Source organism: Rhodoferax sp. TS-BS-61-7, assembly GCF_002943465.1.
In the GTDB taxonomy this organism is placed as follows: Bacteria; Pseudomonadota; Gammaproteobacteria; order Burkholderiales; family Burkholderiaceae_C; genus Allorhodoferax.
Genome location: NZ_PTQY01000004.1, coordinates 193,773 through 206,013 on the forward strand (window position 1 = coordinate 193,773; position 12,241 = coordinate 206,013).

General features: G+C 61.5%; 19 protein-coding genes. 4 read left to right on the forward strand and 15 right to left on the reverse strand.

Annotated elements, in window-relative coordinates:
• The first annotated feature begins 6 nt into the window (after positions 1-6).
• The gene (locus C5F53_RS12500; RefSeq protein WP_105261703.1) at positions 7-843 is read left to right on the forward strand and encodes a DMT family transporter; all 837 of its coding nucleotides are present in this window, start codon (positions 7-9) and stop codon (positions 841-843) included.
• A gap of 61 nt (positions 844-904) precedes the next feature.
• Here C5F53_RS12500 and ptsP read toward each other — a convergent pair whose 3' ends face one another.
• The 6 genes from ptsP to C5F53_RS12535 all read right to left on the reverse strand — a co-directional run bounded on the left by ptsP (position 905) and on the right by C5F53_RS12535 (position 5,942).
• Positions 905-2,692, reverse strand: a complete 1,788-nt coding sequence (gene ptsP / locus C5F53_RS12505) for a phosphoenolpyruvate--protein phosphotransferase (protein WP_105261704.1) — start codon at positions 2,690-2,692, stop codon at positions 905-907.
• Between the two features lie 85 nt (positions 2,693-2,777).
• Entirely contained in the window at positions 2,778-3,047 is a 270-nt protein-coding gene (locus C5F53_RS12515) for an HPr family phosphocarrier protein (protein WP_105261705.1), read from the reverse strand.
• A complete protein-coding gene (locus C5F53_RS12520) occupies positions 3,016-3,462 on the reverse strand; it encodes a PTS sugar transporter subunit IIA (protein WP_105261706.1) in 447 nt (148 codons plus the stop codon). The genes C5F53_RS12515 and C5F53_RS12520 overlap by 32 nt, the downstream gene beginning before the upstream one ends.
• A 28-nt stretch (positions 3,463-3,490) precedes the next feature.
• Complete coding sequence (locus tag C5F53_RS12525) at positions 3,491-4,714, reverse strand: nitrate/nitrite transporter (protein ID WP_105261707.1); 1,224 nt, start codon at positions 4,712-4,714, stop codon at positions 3,491-3,493.
• Positions 4,711-5,241 (reverse strand): hypothetical protein, encoded by a 531-nt coding sequence (locus C5F53_RS12530; protein WP_105261708.1) that lies wholly within the window; start codon positions 5,239-5,241, stop codon positions 4,711-4,713. The genes C5F53_RS12525 and C5F53_RS12530 overlap by 4 nt, the downstream gene beginning before the upstream one ends.
• Positions 5,238-5,942, reverse strand: coding sequence for a DUF4197 domain-containing protein (locus tag C5F53_RS12535; protein ID WP_105261709.1), 705 nt, complete (start codon positions 5,940-5,942; stop codon positions 5,238-5,240). Before C5F53_RS12535 ends, C5F53_RS12530 begins: the two co-directional genes overlap by 4 nt.
• Before the next feature lie 15 nt (positions 5,943-5,957).
• Between C5F53_RS12535 and C5F53_RS12540 the strand changes: the two genes are divergently transcribed.
• The gene (locus C5F53_RS12540; protein ID WP_105261710.1) at positions 5,958-6,455 is read left to right on the forward strand and encodes a TlpA disulfide reductase family protein; all 498 of its coding nucleotides are present in this window, start codon (positions 5,958-5,960) and stop codon (positions 6,453-6,455) included.
• A 19-nt stretch (positions 6,456-6,474) separates the two neighbouring features.
• On the opposite strand, the gene C5F53_RS12545 is transcribed toward C5F53_RS12540, so the two are convergent.
• On the reverse strand, positions 6,475-6,927 hold the full coding sequence (locus C5F53_RS12545) for a cytochrome c (RefSeq protein WP_105261711.1): 453 nt from the start codon (positions 6,925-6,927) through the stop codon (positions 6,475-6,477).
• A gap of 178 nt (positions 6,928-7,105) precedes the next feature.
• On the opposite strand from C5F53_RS12545, the gene C5F53_RS12550 reads away from it, so the two are divergent.
• Positions 7,106-7,768 carry a cytochrome b/b6 domain-containing protein gene (locus tag C5F53_RS12550; protein WP_105261712.1) on the forward strand — a complete coding sequence of 221 codons (663 nt, stop codon included), beginning with the start codon at positions 7,106-7,108 and terminating at the stop codon, positions 7,766-7,768.
• 1 nt (position 7,769) lies between these two features.
• Positions 7,770-8,273 (forward strand): GNAT family N-acetyltransferase, encoded by a 504-nt coding sequence (locus C5F53_RS12555; RefSeq protein WP_105261713.1) that lies wholly within the window; start codon positions 7,770-7,772, stop codon positions 8,271-8,273.
• Between the two features lie 21 nt (positions 8,274-8,294).
• Here the strand turns inward: C5F53_RS12555 and C5F53_RS12560 are convergent, their stop codons facing one another.
• The 8 genes from C5F53_RS12560 to rplB form a co-directional block, all read right to left on the reverse strand.
• Positions 8,295-8,801: a peroxiredoxin gene (locus C5F53_RS12560; protein ID WP_105261714.1), complete on the reverse strand. Its 507-nt coding sequence runs from the start codon at positions 8,799-8,801 to the stop codon at positions 8,295-8,297.
• A 145-nt stretch (positions 8,802-8,946) separates the two neighbouring features.
• Positions 8,947-9,216: a 30S ribosomal protein S17 gene (gene rpsQ / locus C5F53_RS12565; RefSeq protein WP_105261715.1), complete on the reverse strand. Its 270-nt coding sequence runs from the start codon at positions 9,214-9,216 to the stop codon at positions 8,947-8,949.
• 10 nt (positions 9,217-9,226) lie between these two features.
• Positions 9,227-9,436 carry a 50S ribosomal protein L29 gene (gene rpmC, locus C5F53_RS12570; protein WP_105261716.1) on the reverse strand — a complete coding sequence of 70 codons (210 nt, stop codon included), beginning with the start codon at positions 9,434-9,436 and terminating at the stop codon, positions 9,227-9,229.
• A 16-nt stretch (positions 9,437-9,452) separates the two neighbouring features.
• A complete protein-coding gene (gene rplP, locus C5F53_RS12575; protein WP_029708121.1) occupies positions 9,453-9,869 on the reverse strand; it encodes a 50S ribosomal protein L16 in 417 nt (138 codons plus the stop codon).
• A 2-nt stretch (positions 9,870-9,871) separates the two neighbouring features.
• Positions 9,872-10,768 (reverse strand): 30S ribosomal protein S3, encoded by an 897-nt coding sequence (gene rpsC / locus C5F53_RS12580; RefSeq protein ID WP_105261717.1) that lies wholly within the window; start codon positions 10,766-10,768, stop codon positions 9,872-9,874.
• Between the two features lie 16 nt (positions 10,769-10,784).
• Positions 10,785-11,114: a 50S ribosomal protein L22 gene (gene rplV / locus C5F53_RS12585; RefSeq protein ID WP_075585605.1), complete on the reverse strand. Its 330-nt coding sequence runs from the start codon at positions 11,112-11,114 to the stop codon at positions 10,785-10,787.
• Positions 11,115-11,124: 10 nt separating this feature from the next.
• On the reverse strand, positions 11,125-11,403 hold the full coding sequence (gene rpsS, locus C5F53_RS12590) for a 30S ribosomal protein S19 (RefSeq protein WP_094476242.1): 279 nt from the start codon (positions 11,401-11,403) through the stop codon (positions 11,125-11,127).
• An 11-nt stretch (positions 11,404-11,414) separates the two neighbouring features.
• Positions 11,415-12,239, reverse strand: a complete 825-nt coding sequence (rplB, locus tag C5F53_RS12595; protein ID WP_105261718.1) for a 50S ribosomal protein L2 — start codon at positions 12,237-12,239, stop codon at positions 11,415-11,417.
• Between the last annotated feature and the right edge of the window lie 2 nt (positions 12,240-12,241).

A 12,241-nucleotide genomic window follows, 5' to 3' on the forward strand; every position in this document is an offset into this window, starting at 1 on the left:
GTCACCATGCAAGCCACTTTTCTCGCCCTCGCGGCCATTGCCCTCTGGGGCTCACTCGCCCCGCTGGGCGTATCGCTCGGCCATGTGCCCCCGTTTTTGCTGACCGGCTGCGGCCTGCTGATTGGCAGCCTGATTGGGCTGGTGTTGTCACGCGGCCGGGTGCAGCAGTGGAAGGTGCCCGCCCCCACTCTGGCGCTGGGGGTGTACGGGCTATTTGGGTTTCACTTTTTGCTGTTTATTGCGCTGCGCCATGCGCCACCCGTGCAGGCCAATCTGGTGAACTACCTGTGGCCGCTGGGCATTGTGCTGATGGCGCCACTGTTTTTGCCCGGCATGCGGCTGCACGGTCTGCACATAGCGGCGGCCTTTCTGGGCTTTGCCGGCGCGGCGCTGGCCATTGTGGGCGGGCGCGACTTACAAGGTGGCTTCGCATGGGGCTACATCCCCGCCTTGGGCTCGGCCTTTATCTGGGCCAGTTACTCGCTGCTGACACGGCGCGTGCCGGCCTTCCCCAGCGCGGCGATTGGCCTGTTTGGCCTGGTGTCGGGCCTGCTCTCACTCTTGTGCCATGCGCTGCTGGAAACCCCGGTTGATTTGAGCGCCCACGACTGGGCCCTGCTGGCCGCCATGGGCCTGGGCCCGCTGGGTGGCGCGTTTTATCTGTGGGATGCGGCGCTCAAACGCGGCGATGCGCGGCAGATTGGCGTGTTGTCTTTCCTCACCCCGTTGTTGTCCACACTGGCGCTGTTGTGGTTGCGGGGGGAATGGCCCAGTGCTTCGGTGGCGCTGGCCGCGGTGATGATTGTGGGCGCCGCGGTGCTGGGCTCACGCGCCGGCAAGTAGGCCAATTACAAGCCAAATCGACCTCTAGCACGCGGCAGTATTGCGCGAGCAGCTCCTATTTTTATAGCGGCATGGGCCGGCTGCTGAGTTCCTCGCCGGGCTCTTCGGCATCACACACACCCTGCGCCCAAGCTTCCAGCTTGCTGGCATCGGCGCGCAGGATCTCCTGCTTGACGGCCAGGATCTGCGCCGGGTGCATGGAGAAGCTGCGCAGGCCCAGGCCCAGCAGCAGGCGCGTCATGGTCACGTCGCCGGCCATCTCGCCACACACACTCACGTCCTTGCCCTGGGCCCGGCCTTCGGCAATGGTGTCGGCCACCAGGCGCAGCACGGCGGGGTGCAGCGGGTCGTACAAATGGGCCACCGACTCGTCGGCCCGGTCGATTGCCAGCGTGTACTGGATCAGGTCGTTGGTGCCGATGGAGAGGAAATCGAAGTACTTGAGGAACAGGCGCAGGCTCAACGCCGCGGCTGGAATCTCGATCATCGCGCCAAGCTGGATGGGCCCGTACGCCACGCCCCGCCGGTCCAGCTGCGCGCGCGCCTTCTCGATGTGGGCGATGGTCTGGCGGATCTCGCTGGCATGGGCCAGCATGGGGATCAGCATGCGCACCTTGCCATGCGCCGCGGCACGCAAAATCGCGCGCAACTGGGTCAAAAACATGCCGGGGTCGGCCAGGCTCCAGCGGATGGCGCGCAGGCCCAGCGCGGGGTTCAGGTGGGCGTTGTCGCGCACCGAATCGTCCAGCGGTTTGTCGGCCCCCACATCCACGGTGCGGATGGTGACCGGCAGGCCCTGCATGCCTTCCACCGCTTTTTTGTAGGCCTGGTACTGCTCTTCTTCGTCGGGCAAGCGGCCCTGGCGGCCCATGAACAAAAACTCGCTGCGGAACAGGCCCACACCCAGCGCACCGGCCTTGAGCGCGACCTGGGCGTCCTCCGGCATCTCGATGTTGGCCAGCAGCTGCACCTTTTGGTCGTCCATGGTGATGGCGGGCGTGTGCAGCAGGCGCTGCAGGCGGCCGCGCTCCAGCTCGCCCTGGCGCTGCTTGAAGCCGTACTCGGCCAGGATGATGGGCGACGGGTCGACGATGACCACGCCGGCATCGCCGTCGATGATGACCCAGTCGTCCTGGCGGACCAGCTGGCTGCAGGTGCGGGCTCCCACCACGGCCGGAATGTCCATGCTGCGCGCCACGATGGCGGTGTGCGAGGTTTTGCCCCCCACATCGGTAATAAAACCGGCAAACACACTCTGCTTGAACTGCAGCATGTCAGCGGGCGACAGGTCGTGTGCGATCAGCACCAGCGGCACGTCCACCGTGTCATCCAGCAGCAGGTCTTGTTGGGAGGGTTTGCGCCCACCACGCTGCACCGGCTGCACGATGGGGGACTGCGAGCCCTTCATGGCACGCAGGATGCGCTCGCAGATTTGCTCCATGTCGGCCTTGCGCTCGCGCAGGTAGGCGTCTTCCATTTCGTCGAAATGGCGGGCAATGATTTCCAGCTGCGTGGTCAACGCCCACTCGGCGTTGTAGAGGCGGTCGGTGATCCAGTGCTTCACGCCGGACACCAGCTCCTCGTCCTGCAACAGCATCAGGTGCACGTCCAGCAAGGCCGACAGCTCCTGCGGCGCCTCCTTGGGTCCCATGCGGGTGATGCTCTCCTGCAAGCGGTGAATCTCGTCCACCACGGCGTCACGCCCGGCACGCACGCGGCCAATCTCGGCATCCACCTGGTCGGGTTTGACAAAGTAATGCGCCACATCCACCCGACTGGACGCCACCAGCACCGCACGGCCAATGGCAATGCCGCGCGAGACGGCCAGACCGTGGATCGAGAAGGTCATGCCCCCACGCTCCCCGCTGCGCGTGGTTCGCTGCCCCCCAAGGGGGCGCTCGCGGCTTGGGACGGCCCGGCGCCGCTCAGGTCAGTCATTCGCCCTCTCCGAATTTGTCGTTGATGAGGGCGAGCAATGCGTCCATCGCTTCCTGCTCACGCTCACCGCTGGTTTCCAGGGTGACTTCGGTGCCAATGCCGGCGGCCAGCATCATCACGCCCATGATGCTTTTGGCGTTCACGCGGCGGTCGCCGCGGGCCATCCACACCTCGCACGGAAAGCTGCCTGCCAGCTTGGTGAGTTTGGCCGATGCGCGGGCGTGCAGGCCCAGTTTATTGGCTATGGTCGTGTTGGTGCTGATCATGGGGTTTGCGATGTTGGTTTTGGGGGGCGGTCACGGCCACCTGCATGATGCACTGGGCACCACCGGCCAGCGCCCGCGTGACCAGCACGTCCAGCGCTTCATGGCGGTAATTGACCGTGCGCAAGAGCATGGGCAGGTTCACCCCGGCCACCAGCTTGCTGTGGATGCCGTCCACCACTTTTTGCGCCACGTTGCAGGGGGTGGCACCAAACACATCGGTCAGCACCAGCGCTTGGGGGGTGCCCAGCTGGGCCAGCAGCGCCTGGGCGGCGGCGCGTGAAAGTTCGGGGCTGTCCTGGGCCGCCACATCCAGTGCCAGCACACCCGCGGCGGCTTCGGGATACACATGCAGGGCCGCCGTGCGCAGTGCACTGGCCAGCGGTGCGTGGGCGACGATGAGGATGCCGGTGTTCATGGAGAGGGGTCTGCGGAGTGGGCTTTGATTATGGCGCCTTTGCCCGCAAGAAATACAGATACGCCCCTAGGCACGCCAGCCCGTAAACCCCAAAGGCCGCCTGGTAGGCCGCGACCTCGGCCAGGCCCAGCACCTTGAAACCGTCCAGCAGCAAACCAATGCCCCACTGCACGGCAAATACACCGCTGAAAATGACCAGGTTGTAGGCCGACAGCGCGCGCCCCGCCAGCGCCGCCGGGAACGCCATGCCCACCGCTGGCTGCGCCAGGGCCACCACGGTGCAGCTCACACATACCAAGGAAAACAGCACGGTAGCCCGCGTAGATATTGCGCCACCAGCTACCAAAAGAATAGCGAACAAAACAAAGTTCAGCGGCATACCCCACCGGATCAACCGGTCCGCGGTATGGCCCTGGCGCGACAACCAGGGGTTGGCCCACCCCCACAACCAGTAGGCCAGCAGCATTGCCACGTTGAGCCAGAACAGGCCCGTCGCAGCCTGCAGCGCGCTGTACCCGGCCACCTTGACCATCCAGGGCCCGGCCCATAACGTCTGCATCGCCACCATGCCGCCGTAGTTGAAGAAACCCAGCGGCGCCAGCTTGCGGAAATAGGGGTGGCGCCAGACCTCGCGGTAACTCGCCAGCACACCTTCTGGTGTGGGCGCGGCGCTCGTCTCGGTCTGCCATGGGGGGGACTGCCAGGCAATGGCCAGCATGGACACCGCCACCAACACCCCCAGCAGCACAAAAATGCCGCGCCAACCCAAAAGTGGCATCAACCATTGCACCGGCAAGGTAGATGCCACCATGCCAAAAGCGCCCACCATCAACATCCAGGAGTTGGCGCGCATCTGCTGCTCGGGCGCGTACCAGCGGCGGTAGCCAGTCAGCGGCGCCATCAGGCAGGCGCTGACGCCGGCACCGCACAACACCCGCGCCGCCAGCAGGCCCCAAAAACTTTGCGCCAGTGCAAAGGCCAGGCAACCCACCACAGCCAGCGACAAAAAGGCAATCTCCACGCGTTTGGGGCCCAAGCGGTCCAGCCAGCGGCCCAGCGGCAGCTGGGTGGCGGCAAAACCCAAAAAATAGCCCCCCGCCAGCAGCCCCAGGTCGCGCGACTGCAGACTGAACTCCTGCACCAGCGTGGGCGCCAGGGTGGCGGTGATGGCGCGGATCAGCGCCGACAAAAAATAGGCCAGCGCGAAAGCGCTGAACACCAGCACCGCTTTGCGGGGACTCAAGGGGCTCATGGGCGAGAAATGTCCGTGAAAAAGGGCTCGGTCATGTCCGCGCCCAGGTGGTCGGCATACACCGCCAGATGGTAAATATCGCTGCCCAGCACCAACCAGCCGAGCTGCGCTTGCACCGCCCCCCCCTGCGGGCGCTGGCCCGTCACGTGCAGCCACTGGGCACTGGCCACACCAGGCAGGCCGGCGTAACTGGGCGCCACCCCGGGGCGTGTTGCCCCCGCCTCGGCCCGCAACGCGGCCAACGCCGAGGCGCGCCAAGCCTGCACCACTGCGGGCACGGCCGTGGCGTCGCCCACCTGGGCACGGCTGATGGCAAACAGCGCGCCACCGGCCTCGCAGCCCTGCATTTCCAACGGTAGGCTGAGGCCGGCCAGGGGCACTTCGCGCTGGGCTTTGTCAGGTTTGCAGGGCAAGGAGAAGCGCAGTCCGCCCAGCGGAACCTGGCGCCAGTTGAGCGCCGGGCTGCACGCGACCACGGCCAGCACCGCCGGCAGCAGCCAGCGGCGCACGGGGGTGAAGGCGCTCACTTCAATGCGCCAAATACTTTGGTGAGGATGGAACTGCCGTAGGCCACCGGGTTTTGGCGGATCTTCTTTTCCTCTTCCGAGATCATGAAAAACAGGCCGTCCAGCGCTTTGCCGGTCACGTACTGCTGGATGTTGGCATCCTCTTTTTTCATGAGCCCGATCTCAGAAGCCTTGCCGGCCAGTTGGTTGTATTTGTCGGCCAAGCCCACTTTTTCGGTGACCTTGGTCACGATGGGCAGAAACTTGACACCCAACGGGGAGCGGGTTTTTTCGGCGAAGAACTGGGTGACCGCGGTGTCGCCGCCCCCCAAAATGCCCTTGGCGTCATTGACGGACATGCCCTGTACTGCCTTGAGCAGCAGGTCGCGGGCCATAGGCACGGCGGCTTCGGCGCCGCGGTTCATGGAGGTGACCAGTTCGTCCACCTTGGCGCCTTGGCCAAAGGTGCGCAGCAGTTTGCCGGCGTCTTCCAGGTAACCGGGCAAAGGAATGCGAACTTTTTCGTTGCCCAGGAATCCATCCTGCACACCCAAGATGCCAATGGCGGCCAGTGCGCCCTTTTCGAGCGCGGTTTTCAGGCCCTTGGTGGCGTCGGCCTTGCTCAAATCATCCAGACTGAGCGCGTGGGCGGGGTGCAAAGACGCCGCAGTCCACAGGGCAGCAGCGGTCAAAGAGATGGAATTAAACTGTCGGCGGTCCATGGGGAATACCTATTCATGAAAAAAAACATTGTCGTTGCCAGCATCGTAGCCGCTGTCGCCCTGGTCGTGGGCGGTGTGCTGCTGACCCAGAGCAAAGCGGCACCGGTATCGACCTTTGTGTTGCTGGATGGTTCGCAAAAACCCTCTTCGGCCTTGCAGGGCAAGGTGACCCTGGTGAATTTCTGGGCCACCAGCTGTGTGACCTGTGTGGCCGAGATGCCCAAGCTGGTCTCCACCTTCGAGAAGTACAAATCCCAGGGCTACGGCACGGTGGCCGTGGCCATGGCCTACGACCCGCCTAGCTACGTGGTCAACTTTGTCCAGACCCGGAAGTTGCCGTTTGATGTGGCCATTGACAACACCGGCGCCGTGGCCAGGGCCTGGGGTGAAGTGGGCATCACGCCCACCAGCTATCTGGTCAACAAACGCGGCGAAATCGTGAAGCAGTATGTGGGCGAACCCAATATGCCCGAGCTGCACCAGTTGATCGAAACCCTGCTCAAGGAATCCTGAGCAAGGCCACGCCGCCCTTTTAAGAGCGGAAGGCGTCGTGGCAGGTCTTACAGCTGCCACTCGCCGCCCCCACTGCGGCTTTGATACTGTCCAGGTTGCCCGTTTTGGCCGCTGCGTTGAGTTTGTTCATCTCGCCCTGCATTTTTTCGGCGTAGTCGTTGAACTTGGCCTTGTTGCTCCAAATTTCGGCCTTGGCCTTGGTGGGGGCGCCCTTGTCCGTGCCTTCCCCAAAGGCAGCCCAAGGCAGCTTGCTCATATAGGTCGCCACCTCGGCGCTCTCAGCCGCCACTTTGGCGTCCAACGGCGCCCGACCCGCGGCCATCGCGGCAATCCGCCCAAAGTTCTGCTGCATAACAAACAAGGCGCTCTGGCGGTACTTGATGGCATCTTCCGCCTTGGCAAACTGGGCCATAGCGGGCCCAGACAGAGTGGCAATGGCGCTGAGCAGAATCAGGGAGGCTAATTTTTTCATCGGACGTCCTTGGTGGGGTGAAGGGAAGTTAGCGGCCGGTAGAGCCCCCGTCCGCCCAATTAGTTCTGGCAGAAACCACACCCTAGGGTAACTACCAGGTGGTGGCCCCTGTGCGCAGCAGTGATACATTGCGCGTTCGCCCTTGGGGCGGCAGACCCGGCGTTATCAAGGAGTGCTTATGCAAACAACCCGTGTGTGGGACTTGCCCACCCGCCTGTTCCACTGGCTGCTGGCCGCGGGGGTTACAGGCCTGGTGGTCACGGGGCAAGTGGGCGGCAGCTGGATGGACTGGCACTTCCGTCTGGGGTACGGCGTGTTGGCCTTGTTGTTGTTTCGGGTGGTCTGGGGCTTCGTTGGCGGCCACTGGTCCCGCTTTACGCATTTTTTGTACGGCCCCGCAACCATCTGGCGTTACCTGAGCGGCCACAGCGCTCCAGAACACGGTGTGGGACACAACCCCCTGGGCTTCCTGTCCGTGCTGGGCCTGCTGGGGTTCACGCTGCTGCAGGTTGCCACCGGCCTGTTCAGTGACGACGAAATCGCCACCTCCGGCCCCCTGTCCAAGTTCGCCACGGGTGAATGGGTGAGCCGCGCAAGCGATTACCACACCGACATCGGGAAGTTCATCCTGTTGGCCTTGGTGTTCCTGCACCTGGCCGCCATCGTGTTCTACCGTGTCAAGAAGAAGCAGAACCTGGTGGCCCCCATGGTGTGGGGCGACAAACAAACCGAGCTTGGTGTGCCGAGCGCACGTGATGACCTGGCTACACGCCTGCTGGCACTAGGCGTCCTCGCGCTCAGCGGTGGCGCTGTAGCGGCATTGTTGATTTGGACTGCCTGATATGGATTCCGCGTTGCCCTCGACAGAACAACCCGTGCTGGACATTCCGAGCACCCCCGAAGAACTGGACGCCCTGCGGCAGCTGTTTCAGGAGTACGCAACCCAATTGGGGGTAGACCTGTGTTTTCAGAACTTTGCGCAAGAACTGCGTGAACTGCCAGGGGAATACGCCGCACCGCGGGGCACACTGCTGGTTGCCCGGGTGGGAGATGTGCTTGCCGGTTGCTGCGCGCTGCGCCCATTGGACACAACGGACTATCCCAATGCGGCAGAGATGAAGCGCCTGTTTGTACGTCCGGCCTACCGCGGACTCGGCCTGGGACGCCTGCTGGCGGAAGGCATTCTCGACGCGGCCCGCCAAAGTGGCTATGACTGTGTGCTGCTCGATACCCTGGACGATATGGAAGCCGCACGGGCCCTGTACGAAGAGCTGGGGTTTGAAGAAGTACCGCCGTATTACTTCAACCCGATTGCAGGCGCGCACTACCTCAAAGCGGATCTCTGAGGTAGGCGCGGTTTACAACGCTTACGCCTTGGCCTGGGCCAACAGGGTCTCGGCGTCGCTGACCTCAAACTTGCCAGGGCCTTCCACGTTCAAGGCACTGACCTTGCCGTCTTTGACCAGCATGGAGTAGCGGTTGCTGCGCAGGCCCATGCCCTTAGAGGTAAGGTCCAAGGTCAGACCGGTGGCTTGGGCAAATGCGGCGCTGCCGTCGGCCAGCATGCGCACCTTGCCCGCAGTCTTTTGCTCACGGGCCCAAGCACCCATCACAAACGCGTCATTGACGCTGACGCACCAGATCTCGTCCACACCCGCCGCCTGAAAGGCAGCGGCTTGCTCCACATAACCGGGCACATGTTTGGCCGAACATGTGGGAGTAAAGGCACCAGGCAGCGCGAACAGGGCAATGGTCTTGCCTGCGGTCGCTTTGCCCACATCCACGGGGTTGGGGCCAATGCTGCAACCCTCTCCCTCCACGTCCATATATTCCATCAGGGTGGCCGATGGCAGGGTGTCGCCGACTTTGATCATGTGTGCTCCTAACAAGTAAGGGGAAGGGAATGTTCAATCGCTTGCGATTGGACTCACTACGGCGCGTAGCGCTTGTGAGCCAAAGCAAAACGGCCCACATTGTGGGCCGTTTTGAAGTCACTTGCAGTGAACAAAGCCGATAGGCTTAGACTGCAGCAGCCTTTTCCACCAAGCGGGTCGCAACCCAGTTCTTGGTTTTGGAAATGGGCTTGCTTTCGGTGATTTCGATGACATCACCCAACTTGTACTCGCCCTTTTCGTCATGGGCGTGGTACTTGCTGGTTTTTGCCACGATTTTTCCGTACAGCTCATGCTTCACGCGACGCTCGATCAGTACAGTCACTGTCTTCGAACGCTTGTCGCTGACCACCTTGCCAATCAAGGTGCGCTTGAGGGATTTTTTAGCTTCCGTCATTTATCGCTCCTTATTTGGCGGATTTATCAGCGCTTTGCTTCTCGACAAGAATGGTCTTGGCGCGAGCAATATCACGGCGCGCAGTGCGCAGCGTAGCGGTGTTGTTGAGTTGTTGTGTAGCCTTTTGCATACGCAGGCCAAAGTGAGCTTTTTGCAGCGCTTTGACTTCCGATGTCAGTCCGGCAACGTCTTTGGTCCGCAGTTCAGCAGCTTTCGTCATTTCGAGTTCTCCTGAATTACTGACCAATCATGCGTGCCACGAAAGTGGTACGCAGAGGCAGCTTGGCCGCAGCCAAACGGAATGCCTCGCGTGCCAGCTCTTCAGGCACACCGACGATTTCAAACACGATCTTGCCGGGCTGGATTTCAGCCACGTAGTACTCGGGGTTACCTTTACCGTTACCCATACGCACTTCAGCAGGCTTTTGAGAGATCGGCTTGTCAGGGAACACGCGAATCCAGATACGGCCGCCACGCTTCACGTGACGGGAAATTGCACGACGTGCAGCTTCGATCTGGCGAGCCGTCAGACGGCCGCGGTCAGTACATTTGAGACCGAAGTCACCGAATGCGACCGAGCTTCCTCGGGTCGCAATGCCGGTGTTACGGCCTTTTTGCTCTTTGCGGTATTTCCGGCGAGCGGGTTGCAACATGGTTATTCTCCTTTACCGTCAGCTGCTGCAGCTGGCGCGGCGACTTTGCGAACGCGCTTAACGGCTGGTTTGTTTGCATCGGCACCAAGTGCTTCTGCGGGCTTGTCGCTGCCATCGGCAGGGGCTGCGTTGGCGCCCACGGGACGACGAGCGCCACGGGGAGCTGCGCGGTCAGCACCTGGACGGGCACCACCGCGGTCATCGCGGCGGGGACCACGGGGGCGACGCTCTTCTTCAGCGCGAGGCTCCACAGCAGCGGGCAAGTCGTTACGGCCCAAGGTGTCACCCTTGTAGACCCAGACCTTCACACCAATGATGCCGTACGTGGTCTTGGCTTCGGAAGTACCGTAGTCAATGTCAGCGCGCAATGTGTGAAGTGGCACGCGACCTTCGCGGTACCACTCGCAACGGGCGATTTCAATGCCGTTCAGACGACCGGACGACATGATCTTGATGCCCAGGGCACCCAGACGCATGGCGTTTTGCATAGCGCGCTTCATGGCACGGCGGAACATGATCCGCTTTTCCAATTGCTGCGTGATGCTGTCAGCGATCAATTTGGCGTCGATTTCGGGCTTGCGCACTTCTTCGATGTTCACAGCCACAGGCACGCCGAGCTGTTTGCCCAGTTCGCGCTTGAGGTTTTCGATGTCTTCGCCTTTCTTGCCGATCACCACACCCGGACGTGCCGAGAAAATGGTGATACGTGCGTTCTTTGCAGGACGCTCGATCAGAATGCGCGACACCGAAGCGTTCTTCAACTTGGCCTTCAGGTACTCACGCACCTTAATGTCTTCGGCCAGCATGCCCGCGAAATCGCGGTTGCTAGCGTACCAACGAGAAGACCAATTACGGCTGATCGCCAAGCGAAAGCCGGTTGGGTGGATTTTTTGTCCCATATCTTCCTGGCCTCTTTCAGTTACCAACCGTCACGTACACGTGGCACGTGGGCTTGCGGATTTGATTGCCACGGCCTTTGGCACGTGCTGTGAAGCGACGCAACGAAGCACCTTGCTCGACGTAGATGGTTTTCACCTTCAGTTCGTCGATATCGGCGCCGTCATTGTGCTCAGCGTTGGCAATGGCGGACTCCAGAACCTTCTTGATGATCACAGCAGCTTTTTTCTGTGTGAACTGCAAGATGTTCAGAGCTTGGTCAACTTTTTTGCCACGGATCAGGTCCGCGACCAGACGACCTTTGTCTACCGACAAACGGACGCCACGAAGGGTTGCACGAGTTTCCATGGTCACCTCCTTATTTCTTCTGGACTTTTTTGTCCGCAGGGTGACCCTTGAAAGTACGGGTCAGAGCGAACTCACCCAACTTGTGGCCAACCATTTGATCGGTGATATAGACAGGCACGTGCTGTTTGCCGTTGTGCACAGCAATGGTCAAGCCGATGAAATCGGGCAGGATCATGGAACGACGCGACCAAGTCTTAATCGGCTTCTTGTCCTTGGTTGCCACGGCCTTTTCGGTCTTGGCTACCAGGTGGTGGTCCACAAAGGGACCCTTTTTGAGAGAACGAGTCATTTACCTACCCCTTACTTCTTGCGACGCGACACGATCATGACCTGCGTGCGCTTGTTGTTACGGGTACGGTAACCCTTGGTCAGATTACCCCAAGGATCGACTGCATGACGGCCTTCGCCAGTCTTGCCTTCGCCACCACCGTGTGGGTGGTCCACAGGGTTCATCACCACACCGCGAACGGTCGGGCGAATACCCATCCAGCGCTTGACACCGGCTTTACCCAGACGGCGCAGGCTGTGCTCTTCGTTGGCGACTTGGCCAATGGTTGCACGGCAATCGATGTGGATCTTGCGAACTTCACCGGAGCGAACGCGAACCTGGGCGTAGGTGCCTTCACGGGCCAACAGGGTTGCAGAGGTACCCGCAGAGCGGATGATCTGTGCGCCCTTGCCCACTTGCAGTTCCACGCAGTGGATGATGGAACCCACTGGAATGTTGCGGATAGGCAAAGTGTTACCCACGCGGATAGGAGCTTCGGAACCATTCATGATGGTTGCGCCGACTTCCAGACCACGGGGGGCAATGATGTACTTGCGTTCGCCGTCGGCGTAACACACCAGAGCGATGTGCGCAGAGCGGTTGGGATCGTACTCAATGCGTTCCACCTTGGCAGGAATGCCGTCCTTGTTGCGGACAAAGTCAACAACGCGGTAGTGGTGCTTGTGTCCACCGCCCTTGTGGCGGGTGGTGATGTGGCCGTTGTTGTTACGACCGGCTTGCTGGAATTGAGGTTCCAGCAACGCAGCGTGAGGAGCACCCTTGTACAGGTGGTCACGCGAAATCTTCACCACGCCACGACGGCCTGGAGAAGTAGGTTTCATTTTAATGACAGCCATGA